Source organism: Dyella humicola (genome assembly GCF_026283945.1).
Classification (GTDB): domain Bacteria; phylum Pseudomonadota; class Gammaproteobacteria; order Xanthomonadales; family Rhodanobacteraceae; genus Dyella; species Dyella humicola.
Genome location: NZ_JAPDPC010000003.1, coordinates 167,856 through 185,282, shown reverse-complemented (window position 1 = coordinate 185,282; position 17,427 = coordinate 167,856). Strand labels below are relative to the sequence as shown.

14 protein-coding genes are annotated in these 17,427 nt (G+C 64.9%); 10 read left to right on the top strand and 4 right to left on the bottom strand.

Annotation, left to right across the window (positions count from 1 at the left end; genetic code table 11):
• Positions 1-32 precede the first annotated feature (32 nt).
• From OUZ30_RS17450 to OUZ30_RS17405, 10 genes are all read left to right on the top strand, one after another.
• Positions 33-1,373 carry a TCR/Tet family MFS transporter gene (locus OUZ30_RS17450; RefSeq protein ID WP_266183713.1) on the top strand — a complete coding sequence of 447 codons (1,341 nt, stop codon included), beginning with the start codon at positions 33-35 and terminating at the stop codon, positions 1,371-1,373.
• Positions 1,370-1,876 carry a DUF1993 domain-containing protein gene (locus tag OUZ30_RS17445; RefSeq protein ID WP_266183712.1) on the top strand — a complete coding sequence of 169 codons (507 nt, stop codon included), beginning with the start codon at positions 1,370-1,372 and terminating at the stop codon, positions 1,874-1,876. The genes OUZ30_RS17450 and OUZ30_RS17445 overlap by 4 nt, the downstream gene beginning before the upstream one ends.
• A 117-nt stretch (positions 1,877-1,993) precedes the next feature.
• Positions 1,994-2,641, top strand: coding sequence for a DsbA family oxidoreductase (locus tag OUZ30_RS17440; protein WP_266183711.1), 648 nt, complete (start codon positions 1,994-1,996; stop codon positions 2,639-2,641).
• 111 nt (positions 2,642-2,752) lie between these two features.
• Positions 2,753-4,402 (top strand): NAD(P)/FAD-dependent oxidoreductase, encoded by a 1,650-nt coding sequence (locus OUZ30_RS17435; RefSeq protein ID WP_266183710.1) that lies wholly within the window; start codon positions 2,753-2,755, stop codon positions 4,400-4,402.
• Between the two features lie 82 nt (positions 4,403-4,484).
• On the top strand, positions 4,485-6,587 hold the full coding sequence (gene dinG, locus OUZ30_RS17430) for an ATP-dependent DNA helicase DinG (protein WP_266183709.1): 2,103 nt from the start codon (positions 4,485-4,487) through the stop codon (positions 6,585-6,587).
• Positions 6,584-7,144: a HutD/Ves family protein gene (locus OUZ30_RS17425; RefSeq protein WP_266183708.1), complete on the top strand. Its 561-nt coding sequence runs from the start codon at positions 6,584-6,586 to the stop codon at positions 7,142-7,144. The genes dinG and OUZ30_RS17425 overlap by 4 nt, the downstream gene beginning before the upstream one ends.
• Before the next feature lie 71 nt (positions 7,145-7,215).
• The gene (locus tag OUZ30_RS17420) at positions 7,216-7,794 is read left to right on the top strand and encodes an NnrU family protein (protein ID WP_266183707.1); all 579 of its coding nucleotides are present in this window, start codon (positions 7,216-7,218) and stop codon (positions 7,792-7,794) included.
• Positions 7,795-7,864: 70 nt separating this feature from the next.
• Complete coding sequence (locus tag OUZ30_RS17415; RefSeq protein ID WP_266183706.1) at positions 7,865-8,065, top strand: hypothetical protein; 201 nt, start codon at positions 7,865-7,867, stop codon at positions 8,063-8,065.
• Complete coding sequence (locus tag OUZ30_RS17410; protein WP_266183705.1) at positions 8,065-8,679, top strand: DUF938 domain-containing protein; 615 nt, start codon at positions 8,065-8,067, stop codon at positions 8,677-8,679. Before OUZ30_RS17415 ends, OUZ30_RS17410 begins: the two co-directional genes overlap by 1 nt.
• A gap of 145 nt (positions 8,680-8,824) precedes the next feature.
• A complete protein-coding gene (locus OUZ30_RS17405) occupies positions 8,825-9,253 on the top strand; it encodes a YchJ family protein (RefSeq protein WP_266183903.1) in 429 nt (142 codons plus the stop codon).
• 62 nt (positions 9,254-9,315) lie between these two features.
• Here OUZ30_RS17405 and OUZ30_RS17400 read toward each other — a convergent pair whose 3' ends face one another.
• The 4 genes from OUZ30_RS17400 to gltB form a co-directional block, all read right to left on the bottom strand.
• On the bottom strand, positions 9,316-10,083 hold the full coding sequence (locus OUZ30_RS17400; protein WP_266183704.1) for an NRDE family protein: 768 nt from the start codon (positions 10,081-10,083) through the stop codon (positions 9,316-9,318).
• Between the two features lie 201 nt (positions 10,084-10,284).
• A complete protein-coding gene (locus tag OUZ30_RS17395) occupies positions 10,285-11,154 on the bottom strand; it encodes a methylglyoxal synthase (RefSeq protein ID WP_266183703.1) in 870 nt (289 codons plus the stop codon).
• Positions 11,155-11,491: 337 nt separating this feature from the next.
• Positions 11,492-12,931: an FAD-dependent oxidoreductase gene (locus OUZ30_RS17390; RefSeq protein WP_266183702.1), complete on the bottom strand. Its 1,440-nt coding sequence runs from the start codon at positions 12,929-12,931 to the stop codon at positions 11,492-11,494.
• Positions 12,928-17,373: a glutamate synthase large subunit gene (gltB, locus tag OUZ30_RS17385; protein ID WP_266183902.1), complete on the bottom strand. Its 4,446-nt coding sequence runs from the start codon at positions 17,371-17,373 to the stop codon at positions 12,928-12,930. The genes OUZ30_RS17390 and gltB overlap by 4 nt, the downstream gene beginning before the upstream one ends.
• Positions 17,374-17,427: the final 54 nt, after the last annotated feature.

Here is a 17,427-nt window from a genome sequence, read left to right as displayed (position 1 = left end):
ATCGTGCACGCCTCCCCCGTCAGCTACGTCTCATGGACCAGCCTGCCATTGACGAACTCCATCCGCGCCGTCGCGCGGCGGTGGTGTTCATCTTCATCACGGTGGTGCTGGACATGCTGGCGTTCGGCATCGTCATCCCGGTGCTGCCTCATCTGATTCAGCAACTGGCCGGTGGCGGTATCGCCAATGCGGCCTGGTGGGTGGGCGTGTTCGGCACGGTGTTCGCCATCATCCAGTTTGCCTTCTCGCCGGTACAGGGCGCGCTGTCGGATCGCTTCGGGCGGCGGCCGGTGATCCTGATTTCCAACGCCGGGTTGGCCATCGACTTTGTGGTGTTGGCGCTGGCGCCCACGCTGTGGCTGCTGTTCGTGGCGCGCGTGATCCTGGGCATGACCGCGGCAAGCTTCACCACGGCGAACGCGTATATCGCGGACATCACGCCGAAGGAAAAGCGCGCCGCGGCCTTCGGCATCCTCGGCAGTGCGTTCGGGCTGGGCTTCATCATCGGCCCGGGCCTGGGGGGCTTCCTCGGCCATTTCGACTTGCGCCTGCCGTTCTGGGTAGCGGCGGGTCTGGCGGCCTGCAATTTCATGTATGGCTTGTTCGTGCTGCCCGAATCGCTACCCAAGGAACGCCGCACCGCGCACTTCGAGTTCCATAGCGCGCATCCGCTGGGCTCACTGAAGTTGCTGCGCCGCTACCCGCTGGTACTTGGTCTGGCGGTGGTGATGTTCCTGGTTTATCTCGCGCACTACGTGCTGCAAACGACCTTCGTGCTGTATGCGGATTACCGCTACGGTTGGGGTCCGCAAGCCGTGGGCTATGTGTTGATGCTGGTAGGTGCCTGCGACGGCCTGGTGCAGGCCGTGCTGACCCGTCGCCTGGCGCCGAAGTTTGGCGAACGCCGCCTGTTGCTTGGCGGCATGTTGTGCGGCATCGGTGCCTTCCTGGTCATGGGCCTGGCCAGTACCGGCTTCGTCTTCCTGCTGGGCATTCCGTTGATGGCCTTGTGGGGCCTGTCGCAGCCGCCGATCCAGTCGATCATGACGCATCAGGTCGATCCCCATGAACAGGGTCGGCTGCAGGGCGCGATCAGCAGCCTGGCAAGTTTTGCCGGCATCTTCGGACCGTTCCTGTTCGCCCAGGTGTTTTCGTTCTCGATCTCACCGAGCTCGCCCATTCATCTGCCCGGACTGGCCTTTGTGCTGTCCGCGGTGCTGTTGGCCGTCGGCAGCGTCCTCGCCTGGCGTATCACGCGCCACACGGTCGACCTGGCGAAGGCAGACGCGGTAACGTTGCCCGCTGAACTATCTTCGGTCGTCCCCATTCCATCTTCTGTTACTCCCACCGAACCCTCGGAGCACTCCCCATGACATTGTCGATGTACCAGGCTGCTGTCCCTGTTTTCCTGCGCGCACTGAGCAACCTGCAGCACGTGCTGCGTAAGGGCGAGGCGCATGCCGAAGCCCGCAAGTTCGATCCCGCGTTGTTGATTCAGGCTCGGCTGACGCCCGACATGCTGCCGCTGGCCCGCCAGGTGCAGATCGCCACCGATATGGCCAAGAACGGCTGCGCCCGTCTTGCCGGTGTGGAGCCGCTGAAGTTCGAGGACAACGAAGCGAATTTCGCCGAACTTTACGCGCGCATCGACCGTGCCATCGAGTACATCAAGACCTTCAAGCCTGAGCAGATCGACGGCAGCGAAACGCGCACCGTGACCATCAAGACCCGCACTGGCGAGCAGCAGTTCGAAGGCGAAGGCTACCTGCTGCACTTCGTGATCCCGAACCTGTTCTTCCACACCACCACCGCCTACGCCATCCTGCGCCAGGGCGGCGTGGAGCTGGGCAAGATGGACTTTATCGGCAAGCCCTGAAGCCAGCGACAGCAAGGGGCCGGTGTCGCCGGCCCCTTGACGCGGATTGATCGGGGCTGACTATGCCCCCACCTTGGAGGCATTGCGCTTTTCGCGCCCCGCCTTTCAGGAATCGTCATGACCAAACCGCTCAAGATCGACTTCGTCTCCGACGTGGTATGTCCCTGGTGCGCCATCGGGCTGAAGTCGCTGGAACAGGCGCTGCACCGCCTGGGTGACTCGGTCACCGTTGAGATGCATTTCCAGCCGTTCGAGCTGAACCCGCAGATGGCGCCGGAAGGTGAAGACGTCGTCGAGCACATAGCGCGCAAGTACGGCAGCACGCCCGAACAGATCGCCAAGAACGGCGAGGCTATCCGCCAGCGCGGCGAAGCCGTGGGCTTCACCTTCAACCTGGCCAAGCGCAGCCGCATAGTGAATACGTTCGATGCGCACCGGCTGCTGCACTGGGCTGCACTGGAAGGTCGCCAGCCTGAGCTGAAGCAAGCCTTGCTCACCGCCTATTTCACCGATGGCCGTGACGTGAGCTCGCACGATGTGCTGGTGGACGTGGCGGGCAAGGTCGGCCTGAACCCGGTTACCGCCCGCGAAGTCCTGGCGCAGGACCGCTATGCCCAGGACGTGCGCGCGCAGGAGCAGTTCTACCAGTCGCAAGGCATCCAGGCGGTGCCTTCGGTGATCGTCAACGACCGTTACCTGATCCAGGGCGGCCAGCCGCCGGAAGCGTTTGAACAGACCTTGCGCAGGATCGCCAGCGAGGGCTGATCCGGTAGCCGCAGGCCCTTGCGCCACCAGGGCCTGCGCAAGTGACGGGAAGCAACGGCCCGGGCGTGCGAAAATGCCGGGTTACCGCTGACCCCACGCCCGGAACTCCGTATGTTGCGACTCACCGATATCAAGCTACCGCTGGATCACGCTGAAGGCGCCATCGAGGCCGCCATCCGCGCCAAGCTCGGTCTCGGCAAGGACGCGCTGCGCGGCTATACGGTGTTCCGCCGCGGCTATGACGCGCGCAAGCGCAGTGCGATCCAGCTGATCTACACCCTGGACGTGGATGTGGCCGATGAAGCGGCGATCCTCAAGCGCCACGCCGACGACAAGCACGTGCAGCCCACGCCGGACACCAGCTACCACTTCGTGGCGCAGGCACCGGCCGCGTTGAGCCACCGCCCCGTCGTGGTTGGCACCGGCCCGTGTGGCCTGTTCGTCGGCTTGCTGCTGGCGCAGATGGGGTACCGACCGATCATCCTCGACCGTGGCAAGGCGGTGCGCGAACGCACCGTCGATACCTGGGGTCTCTGGCGCAAGCGCCAGCTGGAACCGGAATCGAACGTGCAGTTCGGTGAGGGCGGCGCCGGCACGTTTTCCGACGGCAAGCTGTACAGCCAAATCTCCGACCCCAAGCATCACGGTCGCAAGGTGCTCGCCGAATTCGTCAAGGCGGGCGCGCCGGAGGAAATCCTCTACGTCAGCAAGCCACATATCGGCACCTTTCGTCTGGTGACGATGGTGGAAAACATGCGCGCGACGATCGAGTCGCTGGGCGGGGAAATCCGCTTCAAGCAGCGCGTGGACGATGTGCTGGTGGAAACGGATACCGACGGCGTACGCCACGTGCGCGGCGTGGTTTTGGCCAGCGGCGAGCAGCTGCGCAGCGATCATGTCGTCATGGCCATCGGCCATAGCGCCCGCGACACGTTCAGCATGCTGCACGAGCGTGGCGTGTACATGGAGGCCAAGCCGTTCTCCATCGGCTTTCGCATCGAACATCCGCAATCGATCATCGATCGTGCACGCTTCGGCAACCATGCCGGCCACCCGATTCTTGGCGCGGCCGACTACAAGCTCGTGCATCACGCAAGCGGTGCTCATCAAGGCCGGGGCCGCTCGGTCTACAGCTTCTGCATGTGTCCTGGCGGCACCGTGGTAGCCGCCACCTCCGAACCGGGTCGCGTGGTCACCAACGGCATGAGCCAGTACTCGCGCAACGAGCGCAATGCCAATGCGGCCATCGTGGTCGGCATTGAGCCCAGCGATTTCGCCGCGTTCGACGACAGCGGCAGCGTGTTGGCCGGCCTTGCGCTGCAGCGCGCACTGGAATCGCGGGCATTCGAACTGGGCGGCGGCACCTACGACGCGCCGGCACAGCTGGTGGGCGACTTCATCGCCGGCAAGCCGTCCCGCGAACTCGGCAGTGTGCAGCCTTCGTACAAACCCGGCGTGCATCTCACCGATCTGGCGCCCGCCCTGCCCGCCTACGCCATCGAAGCCATTCGCGAAGCACTGCCGGCCTTCGATCGCCAGATCAAGGGCTTCGCCATGCACGACGCTTTGCTGACCGGCGTGGAAACACGCACCTCGTCGCCAGTACGCCTCCGCCGCGGCGACGACTACCAGAGCCTCAATACACGCGGCCTGTATCCAGCCGGCGAAGGCGCTGGCTACGCCGGCGGCATTCTTTCTGCCGCCGTTGACGGCATTCGGGTGGCGGAAGCCGTGGCATTGGCCATTAACACATCGCACTGACGCGGCCCTGCTCCCCCGGCAGGTAGGGGCCGGCCATGCGAGAATGCTCGCCTGCCGCGACAGCGCTCGCCTGACCCACCCCATGCTCACCGACGAAACCAAAGACGCCATCCGCGCCTCCTATACGCGCCTGAAAGACGGCCTGCCAGGCTTTCGTGCGCGTGCGTCGCAGGGAAAGATGATCGCCGAGGTGGCCAAGGCGCTGGCGCAGGAAGGCGGTGTCGCGGTGATCGAGGCGCCCACGGGTACCGGCAAGTCGATGGCCTATCTGATCGCTGGCGTCGAAGTGGCGCGGGCGCAGAAGAAAAAGCTGTTGATCGCCACCGCAACCGTCGCGCTGCAGGAACAGCTGGTACAGCGCGATATCCCGCTGTATCTCAAGCTCAACGGCACCGAGGCGAAGGTGGCCCTGGCCAAGGGGCGCGGGCGTTACCTGTGTCCGCGCAACCTCAATATGGCCGGCAACAGCCTCAACGAGACGGCTCAGCTGGGGCTGGGCTTCGATGCCGACCTCGCGCTGTGGACAAAGCCGCCGCAGGAGCGCGACAAGAAGGCGCTGTCCAAGCTCGCCGGCCTGTTCGACCGTGGTGAATGGGATGGCGACATCGATGCGTCGCCCGAGCCGATCAGCGACGTGCTGCGCCCGATGATCACCACCAGCGCAGGCGGTTGCACCAGCCGCAAATGTGGCCAGTTCATGAGCTGTCCGTTCTTCGCTGCACGTCGCGCGGTGGGTGACGCGGACATTGTGGTGGCAAACCAGGATCTGGTGCTTGCCGATCTCACCATGCCGCGCGAGGAAGAAGGCTTCGGCGGCGTGATCCTGCCCAAGCCGGACGAGACGCTATACATCTTCGACGAAGGCCACCACGTACCGTCCAAGGCGATCGATCGCGGTGCCTCCGATGTGTACATGAGTATCGCCGTGCGCCAGCTCAGCCGCCTCGGCCGACAGATCCATGCCGCCTATTCGCTCACCGACAAGGAAGTGATCGGCAAGCTTTCACTCGATGCCGGCGACGAAAAGCTGCAGGAACTCAGCGACGCGCTGGAGGAGCTGGAGAAGGAGATCCGTCTCGCCTGGCTGCCCTCGCCGGACGATGACGAGCCCATGTATCGCGGCTCGCTCGGCCAACTGCCCGAAGCCTGGGTGGAACATGCGCGCGTGCTCTACGTGTTCACCAGCGAAGTGGAACGCTGGATCGGTGCGGTGCGCCGCGCCGTACTCGAGATGACCGAGAGCGGCCCCACCCATGAAGCGCTTTCGCGCGAGCTGGGCATGGCGCTGGAACGCATCGACCGGCAAACCCGCACCTGGCGTGCATGGTCGGCCAGCGATGGCGAAAATGCACCGCCGCTGGCGCGCTGGGTCACGCTGAGCGTCGACCAGCAGCTGGTTTGCCATGCTTCTTCGGTGTCGGCCGGTGGGCTGCTACGCAGCGTGCTTTGGGGGAATGCGAGCGGCGTAGTGATGACCTCGGCCACGCTGAGCGCAGGCGGCAATTTCCGCGGTTTCGCCGATGCCGTGGGCCTGCCGAACGATGCAGTCACGCTAAGCCTGCCGTCGCCATTCGACCTTGCAGCACAAGCGCGACTGGAAGTGCCCGCGATGCGTTCGTTGCCCGATGCACGCGAAGACCACACGCAGGAAATTTGCGACTGGCTGGCCGAACATCTCGACTGGGATGCCGGCAACCTGGTGCTGTTCACTTCGCGCATCAAGCTCGACCGCGTCTTGCAGAAGCTGCCGATCGAACACGTGCGCAAGGTGCGCGCGCAAGGCTCGTTGGGCAAGGCACAGTTGGTGGCCGAGCACATCGCCGATATCGAAGCCGGCAAGGGCAGCACCTTGTTCGGGCTCGCATCGTTCGGTGAAGGCCTGGACCTTCCCGGCAAGCTTTGCGAAACCGTGGTGATTACCCAGCTGCCATTTGCCGTGCCCACCGATCCGGTCGGCGCGACCTATGCGGAATGGCTGGAATCGCGTGGGCGCAACCCCTTTATCGAAGTGACCGTGCCGGAAGCAACGCGTCTGCTGACGCAGTATTGCGGGCGCTTGATCCGCACCGAAACCGATCATGGCCGCATCGTGCTGCTGGATCGTCGCGTGGTGCTCAAGCGTTACGGCGAACGCATGCTGAAATCGCTGCCTCCGTTCACCCGCGTGATCGAGAAAGTGGCATGACATCCGGCATCATTCGCGCCGCGGATTGCCTGCCCCAGCCTTGGAAGAATGGCATGGGCGTGACGCGCGAGATCGCACGCTTTCCGGTCGATGCCGACAACGAGCATTTCCTGTGGCGCGTGAGCGTGGCCGAAGTGAACAGCGCAGCGCCGTTCTCTGCGTTTCCTGGCATCGACCGTCATATCGCCCTGCTCGACGGCGCCGGCTTCACCATGACGCTTGATGGCACGCTCGAGCACCCTTTGCACACACCTTACGAACCGTTCGCGTTCGCGGGCGAAGCGCACGTCGATGCGGCCCTTGTCGGCGGCCCGACACGCGACTTCAACCTGATGGTGCGACGCGCACAAGCGCAGGGTTCGGTGGCCGTTTGCCAGGAGCCCGGCAGTCACGCGACCGACACCACCTGCGCGCTGCTCTACGTACTGCGAGGCACCGCCGGGACAGCCGCGGGGCTGTTGCAGGCGGGTGACGCCTGGCGGCCAAACGGTGGTGCCTTCGTGCTGTACAAGGACTCACTGGCTTTCGTCGTCCGGGTTATCCCTCGCGCCGACTAGCTTCGAGCCGTCACGGCATGGGTGGTCCCGTGCCTATAATCGCCGCAGCCCAACACACCCAAGGTGAGCTCATGGCGCTGCTGATCCTCGGTTTGGTGATCTTCCTCGGTGCGCACTCGATTCGCATCTTGGCCAACGATTGGCGCAGTCGACAGATCGCCCGTATCGGCGAGAAGCGCTGGAAAGGGCTTTACGCGCTGGCATCCATCGTCGGCTTCGTGATGATCTGCTGGGGCTTTGGACTGGCGAGACATCAACCGGTACTCCTCTATGTGCCGCCGATATGGCTGCGGCATCTCAACGCACTGTTCACCCTGCTCGCCTTCATCCTCGTCGCGGCCGCCTATGTGCCGAACAATCATTTCAAGGCCAGGCTCGGCCACCCGATGCTGGCTGGCGTAAAGACCTGGGCTTTCGGCCATCTGCTGGCCACCGGCATGTTGCACGATGTCGTGTTGTTCGGTGCCTTTCTGCTATGGGCCGTCGTCGATTTCGTCAGCGCCCGCCGCCGCGATCGACTGGCCGGGGTGGTCTATCCCGCCGGCACGGCGAAGAGTGACGTCATCACGGTGGTGGCAGGCATCGTGGGCTGGGCGGTGTTCGCCTTCGCGCTGCATGCGTGGCTGATCGGCGTCAAGCCGATGGGGTGACGGGAGTCATCTACTCGCGAGCCCATCCGCTGCGCTAGAGTGGCGCCGGTTCTGACACGAGGATCGTCCCATGGTTGGTTTCCTGCTGTGGCTGTTGCTGCTGGTGTTCTGCTGGCCGCTGGCGCTGCTGGCCATCGTGCTGTACCCGATCGTGTGGCTGCTGAGCTTGCCGTTGCGTCTGGTGGGTATCACGGTGAGTGCGGTATTCGCCTTTCTCGGCGCGCTGCTGATGCTGCCCGCGCGCGTGCTGAGTGGTCGACGCGTCGCCTGATGGGTGCAGATAAACCGAACGCGCCATCCTGCGAGCGCAACCGGGATCCGATACTCGACGTGTTGCGTGTTCATTTCGCCGATCGCCAGAACGTGCTGGAGATCGGCAGCGGCACCGGCCAGCACGCCGTGCATTTCGCCGCAGCGTTGCCGCAGCTGGTTTGGCAATGTACGGATCGGGTAGAGAACTTGCCCGGCATCCAGCTTTGGCTAAACGAAGCCAGGCTGCCAAACACACCCGCGCCCATCGAACTGGATGTCAGTGGCAGGTGGCCGACACAGCGTCATGACGCGGTATTCAGCGCCAACACGCTGCACATCATGGGCTGGGATGAAGTGGAGCAGCTATTCGATCATCTGGCCGATGCGACCACGGATGATGCGAAGCTGATCGTCTACGGACCGTTCAACTACGACGGGCACTACACCAGCGACAGCAATGCCGCGTTCGACCAGTGGCTGCAGGCGCGTGGCGCGCACATGCGCATCCGCGATGCCGAAGCAGTGGACGCGCTCGCCGACGCGGCCGGTTTCAAGCTGGTGGACGACATCACCATGCCAGCCAACAACCGCTGCCGTGTTTGGCAGCGGCAGGCATCTGTCGGGGAGGGATAGCCCGACCAGACCTTTACCCCCGGCAGCAGGGCCGGGGCGATCCGCGCCGCCCGGCGGAAGGTGCCCGCGCGAATCAATGGATTTCGGACGGCGTTCGCGCCACGATGCGCCCAATGGCGCGTTGCCCGCCACACCTCCAGCGACCATGCGACCTTACGTGCAAGCGATCGACACGCTCACCCCCTGCCCTTGTGGCAACGCTGCCGGCTACGCCCATTGCTGTGGGCCGCTGCATGAGGGCGGCCACGCAACCACCGCCGAGCAACTGATGCGTTCGCGTTACAGTGCCTATGTGCTCAAGCGCGAGGACTACCTGCTGGCCACCTGGCACGCCAGCACTCGCCCCGCCACGTTGAAACTCGGCGCGCAACAGCCTGCGCCGACCTGGCTTGGGCTTACGGTGAGGCGCCACGAAAGCGCCAACGATGAAGCCACGGTGGAGTTCATCGCACGTCTGCGCTATGGCGGCGGCAAGGCACAGCGCATGCATGAGGTCAGTCGCTTCGTGCGCGAACACGGCCAGTGGTTCTACGTCGACGGCGAATTCCCCGAAGCCCGCTCCGGCGAAGATTGAGTGCGCCCGCTGCCGGCGGGACGAGGGCCAAGGGTGCCCCGAGCGAGCCGATCGCCGATGCTTCAGCCCGCCGCCACCAGCGGTATCGCCGTCTCACCCTCAGGGCGACCGAAAGGCCCGAAACGGCGTTCGACCACCACACCGCGACCGTCATAGCCGATCGCCACCACCGTGCTGGCACGGGTACCGTAATGCTCCCCGCTAATGAAGGCGGAAGACAGCCGGCGCTCGCGCTCCAGTCCCACGCCTGTGTCCGGCAGCTCGTCATCCGGATACCCATGCGGATCGGCGAGGGCACTGAATAGCGGCGCGAACTCATCATCCTCGCGAGCATCAAGCCACGCCTGCAGACGTTGCATCAGCGTGCGAGTCTTCGGCCACGGAGTATTGAAGTCGGCATTGGACAGCCCGTGTACGCCAGGCGTGATGGCCTGGGCACGTGCGTCGGGCCGGTTGCCCAGATAGAACGCCTGCCGCGTATCGAAGGTCAGCAGGTTGAACGGACGGTAATCCGCTGCCGTTGCCAGCAGACCGTTGGCGTGCGTCACGGCATCGGCGCTGCCGTTGAGATAGTCCAGCGCCAGCAGGCCACGTGAACGCCCGTGTTGCGGATCGCGCGGATCACGCACGTTGGTGACGACGCTGCAGCAACCGGCGTCGGTCACGCCTAGCCAGGTGCCGCCGGCCTCCAGATCCTTGCCGGCAATGATCGGCGCTTGCCCCCAGCGCGCCAGCGGCAGGCTGGGGCGCGCATGGAACTCGTCGCGATTTCCTGCCAGCAGAAGGCGCCAGCGCGGATGGGCTTCCCATGCCAACGCGATCAGGCACATATCGAAAGGGCTCCCGGCTTCATTCAGGCATTGTGGGTGAGCAGTTGCGCCCGCACCAGCGCCGAACCTTAAAAAAAACGGCGCGCCGATCGCTCGGCGCGCCGTCCCGGTTTCCCCCGTCGACACTGGCCCCTGGCCTAGCGACGTACTGGGCACTGCCGGGAGTATAGAACTGGCGAAAGCCCGTGCGCCTGTGCCGGTTCACGCAGCCGCGCGCCGCCGCACGGCCGCCGCCCAGCGCGCAGCCACCTTGGGCGAAGTCATGCACACCGCCTCGTCGGTACGGGTGGTCACAGCGCGTTCGAGCAGCTGGATGTCGGCCTCGTGCTGGCGCGCCACATGCGGGTCCTCGAAGAAGATCGCGCGCTGGCAGTGGCCTTCCAGCACCAAGTCGGCGATCTGCGCATCACCGCCCATGGGACCACTCTCGTAACGTTCCACCCACGGCGAGTCCTTGGGCCAGCCGCGGCTCCAGGCCAGTTCATTCAGCCGCTGGCCGGTCGTTCCAGTGCCGACGCGGCGGGCAAAACGCGAGAGCACGTCGAAATGCTCGTCGGCATAGGCAAGCATCTGCGGCTTCATCGCATCGTGCGCAATCAAGGCCGCCGTCTGCGTTTCCAGCGCATAGAACCTGTCGGCGCCCGGATCGGCCGCGCAGCCGGCATGGATACGCTCGAACTCGATCCAATCGCGTGCCGATGCCACCGTCGAGATAAACGGCTTGCCGTGGATCACGCACTGCCGCTTCAACGCCACCGCTTCCGGAAAGACTGACGAGGGATCGACCGGATCGATCAGGTAGATCGCACCATCCAACACGCGGTCGTCACCGAGGCCGACCACCTCGGCAACCAGCTTCATCAAGCCGCCCTCGCGTCCATAAGGATAGCGACGCAGGGCCGCATAACTCTCCAGATGCCCTGCACGCAAGATCGCATCATAGGTTCGCCCCACCGTGTGCAGGCCGAGCCCCAGTTCGCGGATGCCGGCTTCGCTGGCACGCAGCCAGCGGAACAGCGCCGCATCCGCATGGGTGTGATGAAGTTGATTGGCGGCGAGGCCAAGACGCATATCATTTGCTCCTTAAAGCGTCAGCGGCCACCGGCTTCCGGCAACAGCAACACCAGCTTGTAACCCGGAAGACCGGAGGGCCGCAGCGTAACCTGAGTGAGCTCGACGCGCCCTCCATGCGGGTGATAAAAACGCCGGCGACACCCTCGCGCGCCTGCAGGCAACGCGATTCGACGAGTGGGCGGCGCGCACCCGAACCTGTGCCGAGCACATCGCAGCCATACGCAGCCTGCCATTGGTTGCGCCCAGCACGGTGCGCGAGCACTTCGCCATCGCGGACGATGGCCGCTTCGTGCACGACACCGTCACCCTGGTCACTCACGGTGCCTGACTGGCCTCAGGCATGCGCGAGCGCGGGTGCATCGACTTCCTGCAGCATCTGCACGATCGATCCAGCCGCCTCGCGACCGTCGTAGACCGCGCGCACCACCAGGTCGGCGCCGCGCACGTTGTCGCCGCCGGCGAAAATGCGCGGGTGGCTGGTCTGGTGCGGCAGGTTGCCGTTGGCGCCGGTGACGATGCGTCCCGTGCGGTCCAGCGATACGCCATGCGTGCGCAGCCAATCAGGCGGACTGGGCAGGAAGCCGAACGACTGGATCACCACGTCGGCGTCGATGACGTATTCGGTGCCCGCCACGTTCTGCGGACGCATGCGGCCGGAACCGTCATCGACCAGGGCCGTTTCGATCACCCGCACGCCGCGCACGTTGCCGCGCGCGCCACCGAGTATCTCCAGCGGCTGGCGCTGGAACAGGAAGGTGACGCCTTCCTCGCGGCTGTAATTCACCTCGCGTGCGGAGCCCGGCATGTTCGCCTCGTCGCGGCGATACACGCAGGTGACGCTCGCCGCGCCCAGGCGGATCGCCGTGCGATTGCAGTCCATACCGGTGTCGCCGCCGCCAAGCACGACAACGTGTTTGCCGCGGAAGTCGAACGCCGGCGGAGGCGATTCGTCGCGCAGCAGTCGCTCGGTATTGGCAATGAGGAACGGCAGCGCGTCGTGCACGCCGTGCAGCTCACGTCCCGGCAGCTGGGCATCGACATAGGTATAGGCACCGGTGCCGACGAACACCGCATCGTATTCGTCCAACAACTGGCCGAATTCGATATCACGCCCCACTTCGCGGCCAAGCAGGAAGTTCACGCCCATGCCTTCGAGCAACTCGCGGCGCGTGCGCACCACGGCCTTGTCCAGCTTGAACGGCGGAATGCCGAAGGTGAGCAGGCCGCCGATTTCCCGCTGGCTGTCGTAGACATCGGCGGCGATGCCGGCACGACGCAGGCGATCGGCGCAAGCCAACCCGGCCGGGCCCGCACCGACCATGGCGACCCGCTTGCCGGTCTCGCGCACGGCGGAAAGATCAGGGCGCCATCCCTGGCGTAACGCTTCGTCCGTAACCCAACGTTCGATGCTGCCAATGGTCACCGCACCAAACGCCGTTTGTTCCAGCGTACAGGCACCCTCGCACAGGCGATCCTGCGGGCAGACGCGCCCACAGATTTCCGGCAGCGGATTGGTCTCGTGCATCAGCGTCGCCGCCTCCATCAGGCGGCCTTCTTCCACCAGCTTGAGCCAGTTCGGAATGTAGTTGTGTACCGGGCAGGCGTGCTCGCAATACGGATTGCCGCAGTCGATGCAGCGCTCGGCCTGGGTACCCGCCTGCGACGCGCCAAAATCACCCGAGATCTCGCCATAGCCGAGCACGCGAATCGATACAGGCACCGTACGCGGCGTCTGTCGTGGCACATTGAGGAACTGGAAGTCCTTGTCGCTCATGCCGCGCTCCTCAGCTCTTCAGCCAGGGCCGACAGGCTCGCGGCCTTCGGCTTCACCAGCCAGAACTTGTATTGGAGGCCACGGAAATCCTGCAGGATGTGGCGGCCCCAATCGCTGCCGGTGAGCTCGACGTGACGCGCCACCAGGCCGCGCAGATGCTGCATGTAATGCTCCATGCCCTCGGGCGAAATGCGCAGGATGTCTACCAGTTCGTGGTTGTAGCAGTCGACGAAGGTACGCTCGAGATCGAGCACATAGGCGAAGCCTCCCGTCATGCCCGCACCGAAGTTGAGGCCGACTTTGCCGAGCACGGCCACCACGCCACCGGTCATGTATTCGCAGCAGTGGTCGCCCGCGCCTTCCACCACCGCCAGCGCGCCTGAGTTGCGTACGGCGAAACGCTCGCCCGCGCGACCCGCAGCGAACAGCTCGCCATCGGTGGCGCCATAGAGGCAGGTATTGCCGATGATCGATGCATCCTGACTGGCAAAGGGCGAGTCAGCGGGGGGGCGAACCACGATGCGGCCGCCGGCCATGCCCTTGCCGACGCCGTCGTTCGCTTCGCCGGTGAGATCGATGCGCACGCCACCGGCATTCCATGCACCAAGGCTCTGACCCGCCGCGCCGTTGAGCTTCAGCACGAGGGGATGTTCGTCCATGCCATGGTCACCATGGCGACGAGCCACTTCACCGGAAAGACGTGCGCCGATCGCACGGTCGGTATTGGCGATATCGAAGGTGAACACACCACCGAGGCGGTGTACCACCGCCTCGCGCGTCGCGACATCGATCCGCGAGGCCAGCTCGGCTTCGTCGCGCATCGGATTGCGCGGCAAGGTGCAGGCGAAATCGACGCTGGAGCCCAATGAGCCGGTACCGATCAACGGCAGCAGATCCAACTTGTGCTGGACCGGCGTGGTGCCATCGAGCTGCTCCAGCAGATCGGCGCGACCGATGATCTCGTCCAGGCTGTGCACGCCCAGCTGCGCCAGATGCGCACGTACGTCCTCGGCGACGAAACGGAAATAGTTGATCACCATTTCCGGCAGGCCGATGAAGTGCTCCTTGCGCAGCACCGCATGCTGGGTGGCCACGCCGGTGGCGCAATTGTTCAAGTGGCAGATGCGAAGGTATTTGCAGCCTAGCGCGACCATTGGGCCGGTACCGAAACCGAAGCTTTCCGCACCGAGCAAGGCGGCCTTGATCACGTCCAGGCCAGTCTTCAGGCCACCGTCGGTCTGCAGGCGCACGCGACCACGCAGGTCGTTGCGGCGCAGCGTCTGCTGTGTCTCCGCCAGGCCCAGCTCCCACGGCGTGCCCGCGTATTTGATCGAAGTCAGCGGACTGGCACCGGTGCCGCCATCGTGGCCGCTAACCGTGATGAGATCGGCACCTGCCTTCACCACGCCCGCCGCGACCGTACCGACGCCGGCATGACTGACCAGCTTCACCGAGACCAGGGCCGAAGGATTGACCTCCTTGAGGTCATGGATCAGCTCGGCCAGGTCTTCGATCGAATAGATGTCGTGGTGCGGCGGCGGCGAAATCAAGCCGATACCCGGCTTGGCATAGCGCAAGCGCGCGATGGTGGCATCCACCTTGTGGCCCGGGAGCTGGCCACCTTCGCCCGGCTTGGCGCCCTGGGCGATCTTGATCTGCAGCACTTCGGCATTGACCAGGTATGCCGGCGTGACACCGAAGCGACCCGAGGCGACCTGCTTGATCTTCGAAGTCTTCTCGGTGCCGTAGCGCGCAGGGTCTTCTCCGCCCTCGCCCGAATTGCTGCGCGCGCCGAGGCGATTCATTGCGATCGCCAGCGCCTCATGCGCTTCGGGCGACAGTGCGCCCAGCGACATGCCGGCCGAATCGAAGCGGCGCAGGATGCTCTCGACCGACTCGACTTCGTCCAGTGGCACCGATTCGCCGAGCGGACGCGGCGTGAGCAGGTCGCGCAGCGCGGACGGCGGGCGGTGATCGACGTAGTCGGCGTAGATGCGGTAATCCGCGCTGCTGCCGGTACGCACGGCTTTCTGCAGGCTGGCGATCACGTCCGGGTTGTACATGTGGTATTCGCCGCCGTAGACGAACTTGTACAGTCCGCCTGCACGTAGCGGCAACGCCTCGTTCCACGCCTCGGCGGCCAACAGGCGTTGGTCGTGTTCCAGTTCCGCAAAGCCTGCGCCACCGATACGCGACGGCGTACCCGGGAAGCACAGCGCCACCACCTCCGGCGCCAGCCCGACGATTTCGAACAGCTGCGCGCCGCGATAGCCAGCGACGGTGGAGATACCCATCTTCGACAGGATCTTCAGCAGGCCCTTGCGAATACCGCGCCGATAACTGCGACCCACTTCGAAACGATCGCTGGCGATATGCCCTTCGCGACCAAGCTCGAACAGACTCTGGTAGGCCAGCCACGGATAGATAGCCGTGGCACCGAAGCCGATCAGGCAGGCGAACTGGTGCGCGTCGCGCGGCGTGGCCGTCTCGACCACGATGTTGCACTGACATCGCAGCGAGCGATCGATCAGGTGCGCGTGCACCGCGCCCACGGCGAGCAGCGAGTGGATGGGCAGCTGGTCCTTGTTCGGATAGCGGTCGCTCAGGAACACCAGCGGGCAACCTTCGCGCACCGCCTTTTCGACATCCAGGCAAAGTCGGTGCAGCGCCGCTTCCAGCCCTTCTTCCGGCGCATACATGAGATCGAAGCGCGGCGTACCGGCGAACTGCGGCAGGGCCAGCAATTGGCGCAACTTGCGCTGCGACAGCACCGGCGAATTGATCAGCACCTGCTTCGCGTTCTCGGGCGTGAGATCGAACACATTGCTCTCGGGCCCGATCTGCGTCACCAGCGACATCACCAGCTTTTCGCGCAGCGGATCGATCGGTGGATTGGTGACCTGGGCAAAGGCTTGGCGGAAGCGGTCAAACAGCGGCCGCACCTGGCGCGACATCGCCGCGATGGGCGTGTCGTCTCCCATCGAACCCGTGGCCTCCTGCTCCAACTCCACCATGGCCTTGAGCACGGTTTCGCGTTCTTCGCGCGAGAGGCCGTAGAGCTTCTGGTAACGGCGCAGTTCGTCCGCTGGCAGCGGCTCGGCGGCCAGCGAGGGATCGATCAGGTCCGACTCCAGGTAACTCACGCCGGCGCGCAGCCAATCGCGATACGGCGCACGTCGGCGATTGATATCGTCGATGTCGGCGTCGCGCAGCAGGCGGTGCTGCACCAGATCGACGGCGATCATTTCGCCCGGCGCCAGCCGTCCCTTGGCCACGACCTGTGATGACGGCACGTCCCACAGGCCCGCTTCGGAGGCGACGATCAGGTGATTGTCGGCCGACAAGGCCCATCGCGCTGGACGCAGGCCGTTACGGTCCAAAGTGCACGCGGCGTAGTGGCCATCGCACATCACCAGGCCGGCCGGACCGTCCCAGGGCTCGCTGTGCAGCGCGTAGTACTCGTAGAACGCGGCAAGGTCTTCGTCGATGCCCTCGCGCGCGGCGAAGGCCGGCGGGACCAGCACACGCATGGCGGCAAGCAGATCCAGGCCACCGGCGAGCAACACCTCGAGTGCGTTGTCGAGCGTCTCCGAATCGGAACCGGTCTGGCGTACCAGCGGACCGATATCCGACAGATCCACCAGCGGCGAATGCAGGATGGATTCGCGCGCCTGCATCCAGCGGCGATTGGCGCGTATCGTGTTGATCTCACCGTTGTGGGCCAGCAGGCGGAATGGCTGGGCCAGGCGCCACTGCGGCGTCGTATTGGTGGAGAAGCGCTGATGGAACACCACCGCATCAGCGGCCAGTGCCGGGTGCGCGAGATCCGCGAATACGTCGCGCAGGCGACCCGGCGCTGCCATCGCCTTATAGCCCACGACCTGGGCGGACAAGGTCACCACGTAGAAATGTTCATCCGCGGTCAGCGTGCTTTCGGCACGACGGCGCGCGCGGAACAGGGCACGCTCGAACACGGCGTCGTCCATGCCAGCGGCGGGTTCGACGAAGACCTGGCGCACATGCGGCATGGCCGCGGCAGCCAGCGGACCACAGGCCTCGGCGTTCACTGCCACGTCGCGCCAGCCTGCTATGCGCAGGCCCTCCTCGCGTAGATGATCTTCCAGCGTCGCGGCAGAGGCCTCTCCGCCCGTGGGATCAAGAAACACCACACCCGCAGCGAAACGTTCACCAAGCGCTATGCCCGCCTCAGATGCCAACGCCTTCAACCAATCCAGCGGACGATGGAAGAGCACGCCGCAGCCGTCGCCACTGACGCCGTCGGCATTGACGCCGCCACGATGAGAAAGTTTGGCCAGCGCCGTAAAAGCGGTGTCTACCACCCAGGCACTGGCGCGCCCGTCAATTTGTGCGACCAGACCAAAACCACAGCTGTCGTGCTCAAACGCAGCGTCGTAAAGCGTCGCTGGACCTGCCTGCGCCATCTTGCCTCCCCGGCCGATGGAAAGAGACACGTAGTCTCAACGGAGCCGAGGGTT